This window comes from Burkholderia sp. BCC0405, assembly GCF_902833075.1.
In the GTDB taxonomy this organism is placed as follows: Bacteria; Pseudomonadota; Gammaproteobacteria; order Burkholderiales; family Burkholderiaceae; genus Burkholderia.
Genome location: NZ_CADFEO010000007.1, coordinates 103,845 through 119,050, shown reverse-complemented (window position 1 = coordinate 119,050; position 15,206 = coordinate 103,845). Strand labels below are relative to the sequence as shown.

Below are 15,206 nucleotides of genomic sequence, written 5' to 3'. Positions count from 1 at the left end.
GGGTATTCCGGAAGGCCAATCGCCCGCGCAAGCGGGCGATTTCGTTGGTGCGCGCGGCTGAGCGCGATGCGTGCCGTTCTCCGGCGCGCGGGCCGGCCGCTCAGGCCGACAGCAGCGAACCCGTGCGGATCGCGGTCGCGCCGGCAATCCGTGCGACTTCCATGCCGGCCGTCGCGAAGCGCACGATCTGGCGCGCGTACAGCACGCCCGACACGCTGCTCTTCAGCGTGACGACGCGATCGGTCAGCGGATCGACGATGTCGGCCACGGCCTGGCCGGCCTCGATCATCACGCCGACCGGCGTACGGAACACGATCACGCCCGACACGGGCGCGACGAGCGGATCGGTGCCCGCGAGCGGCGTGGCCGGATGCGCGAGCGGCGGCAGCGGCGCCGGCGTGCCGTCGACGACACCGCGCTCGGTCAGGTATTCGACGATCGCCTGCGCGTCCTTTTCGGCGAACTCGTACGACACGTCGCGCTCGCTGCGCAGCTCGACCGTGACGGAAATCGCGCCGTTCGGGATCGGGAAGCGGTCGCCGAAGCGGCTGCGCAGGTCCGACCAGCAGAAGCTGTGGATCTCGTCGAACGGGTTGCCGACCGAATTCAGCGCGAGCAGCGACGCCTGCGCGTCGAGGTAGCGCGACAGCGGCTCGACGTCCGGCCACAGATCGGGATTCGTGTAGAGGTGCATCACCGCGTCGCTGTCGCAGTGCAGGTCGAGCACGATATCGGCGTCGAACGACAGTTTCTGCAGCGCGAGGCGCTGCGAGTCGAGTTCGGTGCGCGGCTTCTGCTCGTCGAGCGCTTCGCGCATCGCGGCGCGCACGGCGACGAGGTTGTGCTGCGCGTCGTGCGTGAGGCGGCTTTCGACGCGCGGCAGCACGAGCGCCGCGAGATCGTAGAAATTGCGGTTGAAGTTCTGCATCGAGCCGAGCTCGAAGCGGCCGAGGTGATCGCCGAACACGTGTTGCGACAGGCCGATCGGGTTCGGCACGGGCACGATGACGACTTCGCCGCGCAGCTTGCCGGCCGTCTCGAGCGCGGCGATCTTGCGGCGCAGCAGCGTGGCGACCAGCATGCCGGGCAGTTCGTCCGCATGCAGCGACGACTGGATATAGACCTTCTTGCCGCCGCGCGGGCCGTAGTGAAAGCTCGTGATCTGGCGTTCGGTACCGACGGCGGGGGAAATCAGCGGATGGGTCTGCGTTTGCATGATGGGGGAGTGCGGCGCAGCCGCGAATGATCCGGTGTGCGTGGAGGATCGATTGTACGTTGCCCCCTCGCCGCCATCAAACCGGCGCCAGAGCACGTCGATTTTCTTTGAGAATCATCAGGTTGGTGCGAAAAAAATAACGCAGCCGGTGCCGTGCGCGAAAAAAACGGGCTCCGTTGCGGAGCCCGTTTGCGATGAGGCGCGGCGTGCGCCTGCGTGGCGGATTACTTGCCGTAGACGTCGAAATCGAAGTACTTCTTCGCGATCTTGTCGTACGTGCCGTCCTTGCGCATGCCGGCGATCGCGCCGTCGATCTTCGCCTTCAGGTCGGTGTCTTCCTTGCGCAGGCCGATGCCGGCGCCGTTGCCGAGCGTCTTCGGATCGTCGATGTCCTTGCCGGCGAAATCGAAGTTCGCGCCGCGCGGCGTCTTCAGGAAGCCGATTTCAGCCTGCACCGCGTCCTGCAGCGCGCCGTCCAGGCGGCCCGAGATCAGGTCGGCGTAGACCTGGTCCTGGTTCTGGTAAGGCACGACGTTCACGCCCTTCGGGGCCCAGTAGGTCTTCGCGTAGGTCTCCTGGATCGTGCCCTGCTCGACGCCGATCGACTTGCCCTTCAGCGATTCGGCCGTCGGCAGCAGGCCGGCGCCCTTCTTCGTGACGAGGCGCGTCGGCGTGTTGAACAGCTTGTCGGAGAACGCGATCTGTTCCTCGCGTGCCGGCGTCATCGACATCGACGACAGCACGCCGTCGAACTTGCGGGCCTTCAGCGCCGGGATCATCCCGTCGAAGTCGTTTTCGATCCACACGCACTTCGCGTGGATGCGGCGGCAGATTTCGTTGCCGAGATCGACGTCGAAGCCGACCACCTTGCCGTCGGCGCCTTTCGATTCGAAAGGCGGGTAGCTTGCGTCGACGCCGAACCGCACGGTCGTCCAGTCCTTCGCGTATGCGCTGCCTGCCGATACGGCGAGCAGGGCAACGGTCACAGCCGCAAGAATTTTTTTCACTCGGTGACTCCTCGTTTTGTTCGATAGGTGCGCGGTTGTGCCGCGCCGTAAGCCTTCGGCCCGGCGCGGCTTCGCGTCGGACGGTCCGTTTCGCCCGCCCGATGCGGGCGTGCGACGTGCGCAAGATTATCAAGACAAAATACCGGCAGGGCGCCTAGGACAAGCCCCGATACCGGGCCCGGCGGCGGCGGGGCGGGTGGGCCGCCGTTTCAGACACAGGAACGATTCAGCCGAGCGTTTCGTTGACCGCGCGCTGCAGGCACGTGACGAATTGCGTGACGGCTGGCGTGGGCAGCAGGTCGCGCCGCGCGATGATCGACAGGTCGAAGCGCGGCATGCTTTCCTCGAGTTCGGCCGTGCGGATGCCGAGCGGCGCGACCATCGCGGCGAGCGGGCGCGTGAAGCAGCCGATCACGTCCGAGCGCGCGACCAGCCCGAGCGTCACCGCGAACGACATCGGCGATCGCAGCAGGCGCTTCGGCAGCGGCAGCCCGCGCGCCTCGAACATCCCGACCATCACGCTGTGCGGAAACTGCTCGGCGCCGACGGTGACGATCCACTCGGCATCGAGCAATTCCTCTAACCGGCGCGCATGCGCAAGCGGGTGGCCTTCGCGCATCACGACGGAGAATTCGGTCGACAGCAGCGGCGATTGCGTGAAATCGCGGTCGAGCGCGGGCACATGGTGCATCGCGGCGATGTCGAGCGTGCCGTTGCGCAACTGCGCGAGCGCGTCGGGCACCGTCACTTCCACGAGATGCAGGCTCACGTTCGGCATCGACTGGCGGAATGCCGTCACCGCGCGCGGCAGCGCCGTCAGCGCGATCGACGGCATCGTGCCGACCGCGACGCGCCCCGACATCTCGCCTTTCACCTGCTCGACGGCCTCGACCGTGCGGCGGATATCGCCGAGCAATTGCTCGGCGCGCGGCAGCAGCGCATGGCCGCACGCGGTCAGCTCGACGCCGCGGACGCTGCGCGCGAGCAGTTCCGCGTTGAGCGCGGTTTCGAGCTCGCGGATCGTATGCGTGATCGCGGGCTGCGTGACGCCGAGTTCGCGCGCGGCGGCGCGCAGGCTCTTGAGATGCGCGGCGGAGACGAACGCCTGGAGCTGCGCGATGTTCAGGGGGTTGCGGATGCGGGTCATCGATCGGGTCCGGTTGGCGCGATTTTGTGGCGGGCGGCGGGGTACGGTGTCATTCTCCAGCGATCCTGACGGTTGTGTGCGCATGGTTTTGCGCCGCCGGGCGGACGTATCGCGAGCCGGGGCGCAGTGTGGCTGTCGGTGAAGCTCGCGGTGGCCGCCGCGCTGACGGCGCGGCACGGGATCCTGGCCGGCACGCTGCGGTGCATGGAACGCGACGATCTCGTCGTCGTGCCGGCGCTCTGGCTCGGGCAGGCGGCAGGTGCGGTCGTGGTCGCGACGGCGATCGTCGTCGGGTTGGTCGTGATCAAGTCGCTTTGATGCGCAGGCCGGTGCGAATCGGCCATCGGCAGAGGCAGTTGCTACGCCAGCGCCATCTCGACCGCCGTCAGCGTGCGGCGCCGAATCCAGCCGCTCGCCATCCGGATCGCGAGCCAGTACGGCATGAACAGCAGCCGCGTGCGGGCGGTCGGGCAATGCACGAAGGTTTCGGTGCGCAGCAGGTGCGCGCCCGACGCGAGCCCGACGACTTCGAAGCACAGCACCAGCTTTGCATCGCGCGGGTCGTCGTGCTGCACGAACGCCGCCGCGTCGGCGATCTTCAGCACGCCGAGGTCGGGGCGCCAGAAGCGGCCGATCAGGCCGAGCGACAGCGACGTTTCGTCGCGATGCAGCAGCGTGAATGCGTGGAGGCCGAAGCGTTCGCGTTCGACTCGCGGGGTGCCGTGGCGCAGCGACGCGGCAACGGTTGCCGGGAATTCGCGGACGTTGAGCAGCGCATCGACCACCGGATCCGTGCGCATGTCGAGCGTGGTGATCGTGTCGATGATGCGCGCCGGCGCGGCATCGATCGGCTTCGATTCGTGCACTTCGTGGAAGCCGAACGACGGGATGAACGGCGGCTTGTGCGCCGAAGTCCGGGTGCCCGATTCGGAGACGATGCCGAGCGCGTTCATTGGGGGCTCCTGAAGGCAAAGTGCGATCGTAGCACCACCGGGTGCGGATTCGCGCCGCGCCGTTTCCGCGATGCCCGCGCACGGCGGCGCATCGACAAAAAAAGCCCGGAAACTTGCGTTCCCAGGCCTGGAGACCATCAACGATGAGGGGGGAGGAGCCGATGTCGTCCCGATGCGCGTCGTCCTTCTGCCGGCGACGTCGCGCACGATTCGCGGTCAGATCGCCCAGCCGCCGAGGTAGAACGTGACGAGCACGGCCGCGATGAGCACGGTGCCGACGTTGAGCTTGCGGAATTCGCCGCTGGCGATGCGGCCGATCACGAGCGTCGAGAAGCCGAGCATGATGCCCGTCACGATGTTCGCGGTCAGCACGATGAACACCGCGCACACGAGGCCCGACATCGCATCGACCCTGTCGTCCATGTGCAGCTTGCTCACGCTGCCGAGCATCAGCAGGCCGACGTACATCAGCGCCGGTGCCGTGGCGTACGACGGCACGAGGCCCGCGAGCGGCGAGAAGAACATCACGACGAGGAACAGCAGGCCGACCACGGCCGCCGCGAGGCCCGTCTTCGCGCCGGCGGCCACGCCGACGCTCGACTCGATGTAGGCCGCCGCCGGCGCGCCGCCGAGGAAGCCGGAGAAGATCGAGCTGAGCGAATCGGCGGTCAGCGCGCGGCCGCCGTTGATGATGCGACCGTTCTCGTCGAGCTGGCCGGCCTGGCCCGCGACCGCGCGGATCGTGCCGGTCGCGTCGAACACGGCGGTCATCACCAGCGCCAGCACGCTCGGCAGCACGGCCATCGACAGCGCGCCCTTGATGTCCATCGCGCCGATCAGCGACGCATGACCCGGTGCGCTCAGCGACGGCAGCGCGAAGATGCCGTGGTACTTCACGCTCGGATCGAAGATCAGGCCGAACACCGAGATCGCGATCACGACGAGCAGGATGCCGCCCGGCACGCGACGCCTTTCGAGGCCGAAGATCGCGGCGAGGCCGATGACCGACATGATCACCGGGAACGCGGTGATCTGGCCGAGCGAGACCGGCAGGCCGGCGCCCGGGTTCTTGATCACGAGGCCGACGTCGTTCGATGCGATCAGCAGCAGGAACAGGCCGATGCCGATCCCGGTGCCGTGCGCGACGCCCGCGGGCAGGTTGCGCAGGATCCACGAACGCACGCCGGTGACGGAAATGCCGGTGAACACGAGACCCATCAGGAACACGGCGCCGAGCGCGACCGTCGGCGACAGCCCCTTGCCGAGCACGAGGCCGAACGCGGTGAACGCGGTCAGCGAGATCGCGCAGCCGATCGCGATCGGCAGCTTCGCCCACAGGCCCATCAGCAGCGAACCGAACGCGGTGGTGAGGCAGACCGCGACGAACACGGCACTCGTGTCGAAGCCGGCCTTGCCGAACATGCCGGGCACGACGAACACGGAATAGACCATCGCGAGGAAGGTCGTGACGCCGGCAATGATCTCGCGGCGCTGCGTGCTGCCGCGCGACGAAATGCCGAAGTACCGGTCGATGACTCCCTTGGTGCCAAAGGCAGTTTCTTCCGTGCCGACGCCGACCGTCGGCTGCACCGGGGTATCACTCATGAGCTTGCTCCTTTATCAGCATGCTGAAACGGCCCGTAGCGAACCGTCGTCAGGGTGTCTCGTATCTAGTTGGGATTGTCGGCAACGTCGTGGGGACGAATGACGCGTGATCCGTGTCGTTACGTGCGAATCGAAACGATCGCGAGGGTGTCGCGTCGTGCGACGCGTTATGGTGTCGACCCCGTCACGTGTGCTTTGCCGTAGCGAAGGTTAGGCGAACCGCCCATCGCGTCCCATTGGGGGAAGAGCATGCAGTGCATGTCTCAGCGCTTATATCGGCGTGCAACGGGGCTCCGTCGTGACGACACGCGTGTATACGCCTAGTTCGAATCCGTTAAGGCGATTATTTGAACGCGGGATCGACGGGCTGGGGGGAAGCGGGGGAGGCATCGAAAATTACAAATGTCTTGCGTTGTGGCCGGGCAGGCTGGTGGAAACGGAGGCTGGCGACGGCGTTCGACGCCGCGCGCAACCTGCATTCGGACGACATCGCCATCGCGCGCGGGCGGTTCTCGTCGTCGCCCCGGCCTCAATGGTGCGCGAGATGGTCGAGATAGGCGCAGAACATGTCGGCCATCGCGTTCGAATACGCGTCGATTTCGTCGGGCGAGCGCTCGCTTTCCGAAAACGCCTTGCCGGCCGTGGTGAGCGTGGTGGTGATCAGGTCGCATGCGAGCGCGCGGGTGGCCGCCGGCGCATCGGGCAGCGCCTCCCGCATGAACGCCTGGAAGATGCGGTTGCCGGCCGCCTTGGCTTCCTGCGCCTCGGGCGCGTCGCGATAGAGCGGCGCGGCGTCGTCGAGTGCGATGCGCATGCGCGCCTCGTCGCATTCCGAGCGGATGAACGCGTGAACGGCGGTGCGCAGCCGCTCGGGCGGCGTCCGGTTCACATCCTCCAGCATCCCGCGCAGCATCTCGGCTGTCTGCCGCCACTCGTCGTGCTGCAGCCGGAACAGCACGGCTGCCTTGTTCGGGAAGTACTGGTACAGCGAGCCGACGCTCACACCGGCGCGTTCGGCGACCCGCGCCATCGTGAAGCGCTGCGCGCCTTCGCTCGCCAAAACCTGAACAGCGGCCTGCAGAACGTCCTCGACGAGCCGGGTGGAGCGAGCCTGCCGAGGCTGTTTGCGCGTGGCAATCCGGGCGTTCGGGCGGTCGGTCGTGAGCGATGTGCCAATGCGAATAGTAAAACCTGAATACTTCGTCATATTCTAATCGGGTGCAACGACACACTCAAACCGAACCCGGAGATTCGCATGACCACCCTGACGCTCGACCCGCTGGCTTCGCTGCTGGCACGCCTGTTCGACGAAGCCGACGCCTCGTCGCCCGCGACGAGCCCGGACTTCGCCAGCCTGTCGCGCGACGAGCAAGCGCGGCTGATGCGCAGCAAGACCGGCTACACCGATCTGTATGCGCGCCTGAAGGACTATCCGCTTGCCGTGTCCCGCGAGACGGGCGTGCTGCTGTACATGCTCGCGCGCAGCGGCGGCGCGCGGTCGATCGTCGAATTCGGCACGTCGTTCGGCATTTCGACGCTGCATCTCGCGGCCGCGCTGCGCGACAACGGCGGGGGCCGGCTGATCACGAGCGAATTCGAGCCGTCGAAGGTCGTGCGGGCGCGGGCGAACCTGAGTGCGGCAGGGCTTGCCGATCTCGTGGAGATTCGCGAGGGCGATGCGCTGCGTACGCTGGCCGCCGATTTACCGGATTCGGTCGACCTGTTGCTGCTCGACGGCGCGAAGGCGCTGTATCCCGAGGTTCTTGCACTCGTCGAGCAGCGGTTGCGGCCCGGCGCGTTCGTCGTTGCCGACAATGCCGAATACAGCCCCGGCTATCTCGCGTACGTGCGCTCGCTGGAGAACGGCTATCTGTCGGTTCCGTTCGGCGGCGATGTCGAGCTGTCGATGCGGATCGGCTGAGCGCTGCGCGACCTGAATGCCGGGTGCATCCGTTCATCAAGGATAGGATGACTGATCAATCCGTCACATGTCGGACACTACCGCGACGGTGCCCGGCGCGTCGAGCGCCGTCGTGCGTTATTTCAGGAACACGTAGCGCGCGAAATACGGGAAGCGGCCGACTGCATGCTCGGTCGAGCACCCCGCATCCGGCGGCGTGCCGCCCACGGTATCGAGCCGCTGTACGAAGCGCACGCCGGCGAGCGTGCCGGTCGCGCCCGTTGCGGCCGGCGTCGCGGCGAGCAGGAGTTGCGCAATGCTGCCGGCGCGCGCGCTCGGCGCTTCCGCGAGTTTCTTGCCGGTGATGCGGCTGCCGTCGAGCGCTTCCCATGACGGCCCCGCGCCGTGCCGGACGACGAGCGTGCCGCTCGCGTCGAACAGCATCGCCTCCGGGCGCTGGAATGTCCACGCGAGCCGATGGTCGTGATCGTATTCGCACGCGTAGATCTGCACGCCGGTCGCGGTGGTCGACAGCACTGCCGTCGCGGGTTCGGGCGGCGTGAGACCGGCGTCGGCATACGCTGGCGCCGTGCAGGCCGCCAATGAAACGCCGGCTGCGATGGCCAGCAGCATGTCGCGTGTCGGGGAGCGGCTTGGCATGGCAGGCGTCCTTTCAGGTCAGGGGTACGGGGGCGGAGTCGATTCCGTAAAGGCTAGACGCCGATCGTCCAGGCCGCAATCGGGAAATGGCATTCGCGGCGATAGCCGCCGCGAATGCGCGCGGTTGCGCGGGCGCATGCTGCGACGCAACCGCGCGCCATTACGCGCCTGCCGGCGTCGGTGCATGCGCGGCAATCAGGTGCCCGGCCTTCAGCACATCCCACGGTTCGAGGCCGGCGCCGTACAGCGGCGCGGCGTCGAAGTAGCGGATACCGCTTTCCCACGCCGCATCGACCGTGGCCAGCGCCTCTTCGTGCGGGATGTCCCGGTCCATGTTGACCAGCGGCGCGGTGCCGAAACCCGGGCGGGAAGGGAGCGTGATTCTCACGACCCGTCTCGGGTAGGCCGGCTCAGGCCGCGGCCTGGGCCAGCGTCGGATAGTCGGTCAGGCCGCGCTCGCCGCCGCCGAACAGCGTGGTGCGGTCGTGCGGCGCGAGTGCCGCGCCGGTGCGCAGCCGCTCGGGCAGGTCGGGGTTCGCGACGAACGGGCGGCCAAACGCGACGAGGTCGGCCCAGCCGGCGGCGATCGCGTCGCGCGCGCGCTCGGCGGTGTACGCGCCGGCGTAGATCAGCACGCCCGGGTACGCGGCGCGCAGTTGCTGCTTGAATTCGACCGGCATCGGCGGCGCGTCGTCCCAGTCGGCTTCCGCGATGTGCAGGTAGCCGACGCCGAGTTCGCCGAGCAGCGTCGCAGCCGCGAGGTAGGTCGTTTCCGGATCGTCGTCGACGCAGCCGTTCAGCGTCGTCAGCGGCGCGAGGCGGATGCCGACGCGCGACGCGTCGCCCGTGCCTTCGATCAGCGCCTGCGTGACTTCGCGCAGGAAGCGCAGCCGGTTTTCGAGCGAGCCGCCGTACGCGTCGGTGCGCGTGTTCGCATTCGAGTCGATGAACTGGTTCACGAGATAGCCGTTCGCGCCGTGCAGCTCGACGCCGTCGAAGCCGGCCTCGATCGCGTGGCGCGCGGCGGCGCGATATTGATCGACGATCGCGCGGATCTCGTCGATCGTCAGCGCGCGCGGCTCGGACGCCTGCACGAAGCCCGGCGTGCTGCCGTCTTCGCCGGCCACGAACACGTTCACGCCTTTCGCCTGCAGCGGCGCCGACGACACCGGCTGCTGGCCGCCGAGCAGGCTCGTGTGGCTCAGCCGGCCGACGTGCCACAGCTGCGCGAAGATGCGGCCGTGTGCGGCATGCACGGCGTCCGTCACCTTGCGCCAGCCGGCCACCTGCGACGGCGTGTGAATGCCGGGCGTCCATGCGTAGCCCTTGCCGAGCGGTGCGATATAGGTGCCTTCGCTGACGATCAGGCCGGCGCTCGCGCGCTGCGCGTAATACGCGGCCATCAGTTCGTTGGCTTCGTCGCCGGGCTGGCTGGCGCGCGAGCGCGTCATCGGCGGCATCACGATGCGGTTCGGCAGCGTCAGCGCGCCGAGTCGCAGCGGTTGAAAAAGCGGGTCCTGGGTCATGGGGATGTCCTGTCGGTGCCGCGGCCTGTGGGCCTTGGCGGATCAAAGGAGGCGTGGCGCATTCAGTCCCACGCCGGTGCGAGGCCGGCCGGATCGACTTCGCGACCGTTGCGTTCGAGCGCGGCGATCTGCGCCATGTCTTCGTCGGTCAGGCGCAGCGTCTGCGCGAGCAGGTTGCTCGCGAGGTTTTCGCGCTTCGTCGACGACGGGATCACCGAGTAGCCGAGCTGCAAGGCCCACGCGAGCGCGACCTGCGCGGGCGTCGCGTCGTGACGCTGCGCGATTGCACCGATCACCGGATCGCCGAGCACCTTGCCGTATGCGAGCGTCATGTACGACGTCACGTGGATGCCTTCGGCGTTCAGGAACTCGACGAGCTTGCGGTTCTGCAGGTACGGGCTCAGCTCGATCTGGTTCGTCGCGATCGCATCCTTGCCGACGGCCGCGATCGCCTGCTTCGTCAGTGCGATGTTGAAGTTCGAGATGCCGATGCGGCGCGTGAGGCCCTGCGCCTTCGCGTCGGCGAGCGCGGTCATGAACGTGTCGAGCGCGACGCCGTTGTCGGGGGCCGGCCAGTGGATCAGCGTCAGGTCGACGTGGTCGGTGCGCAGCTTGCGCAGGCTTTCCTCGAGGCTCGGCGCGAGCTTGCCCGGCGCGTAGTTGTCGACCCAGATCTTGGTCGTGAGGAACAGGTCTTCGCGGGCCACGCCCGAGGCGGCGATCGCTTCGCCGACTTCGGCTTCGTTGCCATAGATCTGCGCGGTGTCGATCGCGCGGTAGCCGACTTCGAGGCCGTTGCGGACCGAGTCGATGACAACCTGGCCTTGCAGGCGGAACGTACCGAGGCCGAATGCGGGAATCTTGCTCATCATCTGCTCCTGGGAGAGTGGAACGGGTTCGATATGGAAGTCATTCTGGCGTTTTGGATTGGTGAGATAAACGCCGTTTAAAGTCAAAAATATTTGATCTGAAATCAAGTATCCGGAGTGGTTTACCTGGGGCTCTACGCTGCGGGGTCGTACACCGGCACGTCGCGCACCCGGAGCGCACGGAAGCCCAGCATGTCGGCGCGCTGCGCGAGCGTCGCGTGGTGTGCGAGGCCGGGTACGCCGGAGCGGCGGCCGTCGTGCAGGCGACTTCGCCCTTCGCATCCGAGCAGGGGCCTTCCGTGATCTCGTAGCCCATGGGGCGGCCGTCATCGTCGTACGCGTTGAGCGCGGTGAGGCCGTCGCAGCGCACGTCGAACGTCTTGCCGGCGAACGGCGGGCGCGAGGGCGATGCGGTCATGTGTGCAAACGCCTGCAAACAGGTGGCGTTCAGTGCGCGAGCTGAACCGGTTCGGCCGTGCGCGCCGGCAGGCCCGCGCTGCGGTCGAGCCGGCCGCTCAGCGCGGTGAGCGCGAATGCGCCGAGCGTGACGGCTGCCGCGATCCACGGCGTATGGCCGAGGCCGACATGCGCGACGACCACGCCACCGAGTGCCGAGCCGCCCGCGACGCCGAGGTTGAACGCGGCGATGTTGAAACCGGACGCGACGTCGATGGCGTCGGGCGCGAAGTGCCGCGCCTGCTTGACGACGTACACCTGCAGGCCCGGCACGTTGCCGAACGCCACCGCGCCCCACGCAAGCATCGTCAGCACGGCGAGCCATTTGACGTGGATCGTGAAGGCGAGCGCGAGCAGCACGACCGCGAGCAGCAGGAAGATCCGCTTGAGCGCCTTCACGGGGCCGGCGCTATCCGCGAGCTTGCCGCCCCATACGTTGCCGAACGCGACCGACACGCCGTAGCCGACGAGTACGAGGCTGACCTGCGACGGCGTGAAGCCGGCGATCTGCTCGAGCAGCGGCGCCATGTACGTGAACGCGATCAGCGAGCCGCCGTAGCCGACGGCCGTCATCGCATAGACCAGCAGCAGGCGCGGCTGCGCGAGCACGCGGAACTGGCGGGCGAGCGGCGCGGGCGCCGTTTGCGGCAACCCGCGCGGCACGAACGCGACCGCGCCGACGAACGCGACGAGGCCGAACAGTGCGACGACCAGAAACGTTGCGCGCCAGCCGAAGTGCTGGCCGATGAAGGTGCCGAGCGGAATGCCGGCGACGAATGCGACGGTCATCCCGCTGAACATCGTCGCGATCGCGCTGGCGGCCTTTTCCTTCGGCACGAGCGTGGTCGCGATGATCGAGCCGACCGAGAAGAACACGCCGTGCGCGAGGCCGGTGAGGATGCGTGCGACGATCAGCGATTCGTAGCCGGGCGCCTGCCACGCGACGAGGTTGCCGACGGTGAACAGCGCCATCAGCGCGGCGAGGAGTGTCTTGCGCGGCACGCGGCCGGTGAGCGCGGTGAGGAGCGGTGCGCCGATCGCGACGCTCAGCGCGTAAAGACTGACGAGCAGGCCGGCGGACGGCAGGCTGACGCCGAGATCGGCGCCGATCGTCGGGATCAGCCCGACGATCACGAATTCGGTGGTACCGATGGCGAATGCGCTGATGGTCAGCGCAAGCAGGGCGAGTGGCATGATGGGTGCTCCAGGGTCCGGTGAGGATGGAGCGCAGTGTGCCGCCTTTACTTTTGCTGAAAAACGCGTCTATAAACCAAATTGTTTTGATTTGAAATCAAGAATCACGCGATGAAGATCACGCTCGACGAACTCCAGGCCTTTGCCGCCGTGGTCGATTCCGGTTCGATCACGGCGGCCGCGCAGCAGCTCGACCTCACGGTGTCGGCGACGAGCCGCACGCTCGGGCGGCTCGAGGAGAAGCTGAAGACCACGCTGTTGCGCCGGACCACGCGCCGGTTGGAGCTGACCGAGGAAGGTCGCGCGTTCCTGCAGGACGCGCGCGCGATCATCGAATCGGTCGAGACGGCGGAAGAGCAGATGCTCGCGCGGCGCGAGATGCCGTCGGGGCGGCTGCGCGTGGATGCGGCGACGCCGTTCATGCTGCACGTGATCGTGCCGCTCGTGCGCGGCTACCGCGAACGCTTCCCGAAAGTCGAGCTGGAGCTGAACAGCAACGAGGGCATCATCGACCTGCTGGAGCGGCGCACCGACGTCGCGTTCCGGATCGGCCGGCTGAAGGATTCGACGCTGCACAGCCGGCGCGTCGGCACCAGCCGGATACGCATCCTTGCAAGTCCCGGATATGTTGCCGCTCACGGCCAGCCGCGCAAGGTGGAGGATCTCGACAAGCACACGCTGCTCGGCTTCACGCAGCCCGAATCGCTGAACGTGTGGCCGATCCTCGGCGCCGACGGCGAGCCGCGCCGCATCGAGCCGGACATCCGGTCGTCGAGCGGCGAGACGCTGCGGCAGCTCGCGCTCGATGGCGCGGGCGTCGTCTGCCTGTCGGATTTCATGACGGCGCAGGATCGCGAGGCGGGCCGGCTCGTGCAGGTGCTCGCGCGCCAGACGCTCGAGGTCGAGCAGCCGATCCACGCGGTGTACTACCGCAATACCGCGATCTCGTCGCGGATCGCGTCGTTCGTCGACTACCTGATCGAGGCGCTGGGCGGCAGCGGCAACGATGCGCCGGGGCGGCGCAAGGCTGCATCGTGGATGGAGCCGCGGTAGGTGGCGGGAACGACGGGGCGGGTCATGCCCCGCGCGATCTGACGCGCGATCCGGCGTGCCGTACGCCGGCACGCCGTCGCGTGGCGGTTACGCCTCTTCGGACCAGGACATCCCGTCGCGCGCGAGCAGCGCCGACGAAGCCGCGGGCCCGAACGTGCCGGCCGTGTACAGGCGCGGCCGGTCGCCGAGCTGCTTCCAGCCGTCGAGGATCGGCTCGACCCACGACCATGCGGCTTCGAGCTCGTCGCGGCGCATGAAGTGCGTGAGGCGGCCGCGGATCACGTCGATCAGCAGCCGTTCGTACGCTTCCGCGCGCCGTTCCGGAATCGCCTGCTGCAGGTCGAGGTTCAGGCTCACGGGCACCATGTTCATGCCGCTGCCCGGTTCCTTCGCGAGCATCTGCAGCTGGATCGACTCTTCCGGCTGGAGCTGGATCACGAGGCGGTTGCTGTAGTGGCGCGGGCCGGTCGGGATGATCGAGAACGGCATGTCGGCGAACTCGATCACGATTTCCGACTGGCGGCGCTGCAGCCGCTTGCCGGTGCGCAGGAAGAACGGCACGTTCGCCCAGCGCCAGTTGTTGATGTGCGCGCGCAGCGCGACGAAGGTTTCCGCGCGGCTGTCCGCCGGCACGTTGTCTTCCTCGAGATAGCCCTTCACCGGCTGTCCGTCGACCGCGCCGGCCGTGTACTGGCCGCGCACCGTGTCGCGCGCGACGTCGGCCACCGCCATCGGCCGCAGCGAGCGCAGCACTTTCAGCTTCTCGTCGCGCACCGCGTCCGGGTCGAGCGACACCGGCGGTTCCATCGCGACGATGCACAGCAGCTGCAGCAGGTGGTTCTGCACCATGTCGCGCAGCGCGCCGGTATGGTCGTAGAAGCCCGCGCGGCTGCCGACGCCCACCGTCTCCGCCACCGTGATCTGCACGCTGCGGATGCTCGGCGCCTGCCACAGCGGCCCGAAGATCGGGTTGCCGAAGCGCAGCACCATCAGGTTCTGCACGGTTTCCTTGCCGAGATAGTGGTCGATCCGATAGATCTGCGATTCCTCGAAGTGCTTGCCGACCGCATCGTTGATCGCCTTCGCGGACGCGAGATCGTGGCCGAGCGGCTTTTCGAGGACGACGCGCGAATGCTTGTCGACGAGATGCGCGGCCGACAGGTTGTCGCAGATGGTGGTGAACAACTCCGGCGACGTCGACAGGTAGAACACGCGGATCGCATCGCCGCGCGCCGCTTCCGCGAGCCGCAGGTAGTCGTCCGGCGCGTTCACGTCGATTAGCACGTACTTGAACAGGTCGAGGAAACGGCTCCACGCCTGTGGGTCGAACGCCTTTTCGTCGATGAACGGGCGCGACTGCTCGTCCATGAACTTGCGATAGCCGTCGATGCCCCAGTCGCGGCGGCCGACCGCGATGATGCGCGTCTCGGGCGGAAGGTTGCAGTGCAGGTGCGCCATGTACAGCGCGGGCAACAGCTTGCGGGCGGCCAGGTCGCCGCCGCCGCCGAAGATGATCATGTCGACGGGCCGGTCGGCTCCGGTCTGGGTAGGCTGATTCGTCATGGGAGGTTCGCGGTTTGAAACGGTGAACATGAAACGAACGTCGAGGCACCGGGCGCC

Annotated in this window: 13 protein-coding genes and 4 pseudogenes; 3 read left to right on the top strand and 14 right to left on the bottom strand. The window is 67.6% G+C overall.

Annotated features, from left to right (window positions below; all coding sequences use genetic code 11):
• Positions 1-100: 100 nt before the first annotated feature.
• The 3 genes from HWX36_RS13540 to HWX36_RS13530 all read right to left on the bottom strand — a co-directional run bounded on the left by HWX36_RS13540 (position 101) and on the right by HWX36_RS13530 (position 3,370).
• A complete protein-coding gene (locus HWX36_RS13540) occupies positions 101-1,216 on the bottom strand; it encodes a succinylglutamate desuccinylase/aspartoacylase family protein (protein ID WP_175952600.1) in 1,116 nt (371 codons plus the stop codon).
• A gap of 224 nt (positions 1,217-1,440) precedes the next feature.
• Complete coding sequence (locus tag HWX36_RS13535; protein ID WP_175952599.1) at positions 1,441-2,223, bottom strand: ABC transporter substrate-binding protein; 783 nt, start codon at positions 2,221-2,223, stop codon at positions 1,441-1,443.
• A gap of 226 nt (positions 2,224-2,449) precedes the next feature.
• Positions 2,450-3,370, bottom strand: a complete 921-nt coding sequence (locus HWX36_RS13530; RefSeq protein WP_175952598.1) for a LysR substrate-binding domain-containing protein — start codon at positions 3,368-3,370, stop codon at positions 2,450-2,452.
• Between the two features lie 120 nt (positions 3,371-3,490).
• On the opposite strand from HWX36_RS13530, the pseudogene HWX36_RS13525 reads away from it, so the two are divergent.
• Positions 3,491-3,688: pseudogene (locus HWX36_RS13525) on the top strand (hypothetical protein); the annotation flags it as partial.
• Between the two features lie 41 nt (positions 3,689-3,729).
• Here the strand turns inward: HWX36_RS13525 and HWX36_RS13520 are convergent.
• The 3 genes from HWX36_RS13520 to HWX36_RS13510 all read right to left on the bottom strand — a co-directional run bounded on the left by HWX36_RS13520 (position 3,730) and on the right by HWX36_RS13510 (position 7,135).
• A complete protein-coding gene (locus tag HWX36_RS13520) occupies positions 3,730-4,323 on the bottom strand; it encodes a hypothetical protein (RefSeq protein ID WP_175952597.1) in 594 nt (197 codons plus the stop codon).
• Between the two features lie 216 nt (positions 4,324-4,539).
• Positions 4,540-5,928 (bottom strand): NCS2 family permease, encoded by a 1,389-nt coding sequence (locus HWX36_RS13515; protein WP_175952596.1) that lies wholly within the window; start codon positions 5,926-5,928, stop codon positions 4,540-4,542.
• A 529-nt stretch (positions 5,929-6,457) separates the two neighbouring features.
• A complete protein-coding gene (locus HWX36_RS13510) occupies positions 6,458-7,135 on the bottom strand; it encodes a TetR family transcriptional regulator (protein WP_175952595.1) in 678 nt (225 codons plus the stop codon).
• Between the two features lie 48 nt (positions 7,136-7,183).
• Here HWX36_RS13510 and HWX36_RS13505 point away from each other — a divergent pair, with 48 nt between their 5' ends.
• Entirely contained in the window at positions 7,184-7,849 is a 666-nt protein-coding gene (locus HWX36_RS13505; protein ID WP_175952594.1) for an O-methyltransferase, read from the top strand.
• Positions 7,850-7,966: 117 nt separating this feature from the next.
• On the opposite strand, the gene HWX36_RS13500 is transcribed toward HWX36_RS13505, so the two are convergent.
• The 7 genes and pseudogenes from HWX36_RS13500 to HWX36_RS13480 all read right to left on the bottom strand — a co-directional run bounded on the left by HWX36_RS13500 (position 7,967) and on the right by HWX36_RS13480 (position 12,533).
• Complete coding sequence (locus tag HWX36_RS13500) at positions 7,967-8,488, bottom strand: DUF3455 domain-containing protein (RefSeq protein ID WP_175952593.1); 522 nt, start codon at positions 8,486-8,488, stop codon at positions 7,967-7,969.
• Between the two features lie 229 nt (positions 8,489-8,717).
• A pseudogene (locus HWX36_RS13495) lies at positions 8,718-8,876 on the bottom strand (aldo/keto reductase); the annotation flags it as partial.
• Positions 8,877-8,898: 22 nt separating this feature from the next.
• Positions 8,899-10,014, bottom strand: coding sequence for an alkene reductase (locus HWX36_RS13490; protein WP_175952592.1), 1,116 nt, complete (start codon positions 10,012-10,014; stop codon positions 8,899-8,901).
• Positions 10,015-10,076: 62 nt separating this feature from the next.
• Positions 10,077-10,883, bottom strand: coding sequence for a 2,5-didehydrogluconate reductase DkgB (dkgB, locus tag HWX36_RS13485; protein WP_175952591.1), 807 nt, complete (start codon positions 10,881-10,883; stop codon positions 10,077-10,079).
• Positions 10,884-11,023: 140 nt separating this feature from the next.
• Positions 11,024-11,149: pseudogene (locus HWX36_RS37130) on the bottom strand (LLM class flavin-dependent oxidoreductase); the annotation flags it as partial.
• Positions 11,140-11,301: pseudogene (locus tag HWX36_RS37125) on the bottom strand (adenylate cyclase); the annotation flags it as partial. The pseudogenes HWX36_RS37130 and HWX36_RS37125, both read right to left, overlap by 10 nt.
• A gap of 29 nt (positions 11,302-11,330) precedes the next feature.
• Complete coding sequence (locus HWX36_RS13480) at positions 11,331-12,533, bottom strand: MFS transporter (RefSeq protein ID WP_175952590.1); 1,203 nt, start codon at positions 12,531-12,533, stop codon at positions 11,331-11,333.
• A gap of 111 nt (positions 12,534-12,644) precedes the next feature.
• Between HWX36_RS13480 and HWX36_RS13475 the strand changes: the two genes are divergently transcribed.
• Positions 12,645-13,586 (top strand): LysR family transcriptional regulator, encoded by a 942-nt coding sequence (locus HWX36_RS13475; protein WP_175952589.1) that lies wholly within the window; start codon positions 12,645-12,647, stop codon positions 13,584-13,586.
• 87 nt (positions 13,587-13,673) lie between these two features.
• Here HWX36_RS13475 and zwf read toward each other — a convergent pair whose 3' ends face one another.
• The gene (gene zwf, locus HWX36_RS13470; RefSeq protein WP_175952588.1) at positions 13,674-15,149 is read right to left on the bottom strand and encodes a glucose-6-phosphate dehydrogenase; all 1,476 of its coding nucleotides are present in this window, start codon (positions 15,147-15,149) and stop codon (positions 13,674-13,676) included.
• Positions 15,150-15,206 lie beyond the last annotated feature (57 nt).

What these genes read in the sequence shown, in the direction of transcription:
- HWX36_RS13540 (WP_175952600.1), bottom strand. Translation starts at nt 1,216, where the DNA reads ATGCAAACGCAGACCCATCCGCTGATTTCCCCCGCCGTCGGTACCGAA.
- HWX36_RS13530 (WP_175952598.1), bottom strand. Translation starts at nt 3,370, where the DNA reads ATGACCCGCATCCGCAACCCCCTGAACATCGCGCAGCTCCAGGCGTTC.
- HWX36_RS13520 (WP_175952597.1), bottom strand. Translation starts at nt 4,323, where the DNA reads ATGAACGCGCTCGGCATCGTCTCCGAATCGGGCACCCGGACTTCGGCG.
- HWX36_RS13515 (WP_175952596.1), bottom strand. Translation starts at nt 5,928, where the DNA reads ATGAGTGATACCCCGGTGCAGCCGACGGTCGGCGTCGGCACGGAAGAA.
- HWX36_RS13510 (WP_175952595.1), bottom strand. Translation starts at nt 7,135, where the DNA reads ATGACGAAGTATTCAGGTTTTACTATTCGCATTGGCACATCGCTCACG.
- HWX36_RS13505 (WP_175952594.1), top strand. Translation starts at nt 7,184, where the DNA reads ATGACCACCCTGACGCTCGACCCGCTGGCTTCGCTGCTGGCACGCCTG.
- HWX36_RS13500 (WP_175952593.1), bottom strand. Translation starts at nt 8,488, where the DNA reads ATGCCAAGCCGCTCCCCGACACGCGACATGCTGCTGGCCATCGCAGCC.
- HWX36_RS13490 (WP_175952592.1), bottom strand. Translation starts at nt 10,014, where the DNA reads ATGACCCAGGACCCGCTTTTTCAACCGCTGCGACTCGGCGCGCTGACG.
- dkgB (WP_175952591.1), bottom strand. Translation starts at nt 10,883, where the DNA reads ATGAGCAAGATTCCCGCATTCGGCCTCGGTACGTTCCGCCTGCAAGGC.
- HWX36_RS13480 (WP_175952590.1), bottom strand. Translation starts at nt 12,533, where the DNA reads ATGCCACTCGCCCTGCTTGCGCTGACCATCAGCGCATTCGCCATCGGT.
- HWX36_RS13475 (WP_175952589.1), top strand. Translation starts at nt 12,645, where the DNA reads ATGAAGATCACGCTCGACGAACTCCAGGCCTTTGCCGCCGTGGTCGAT.
- zwf (WP_175952588.1), bottom strand. Translation starts at nt 15,149, where the DNA reads ATGACGAATCAGCCTACCCAGACCGGAGCCGACCGGCCCGTCGACATG.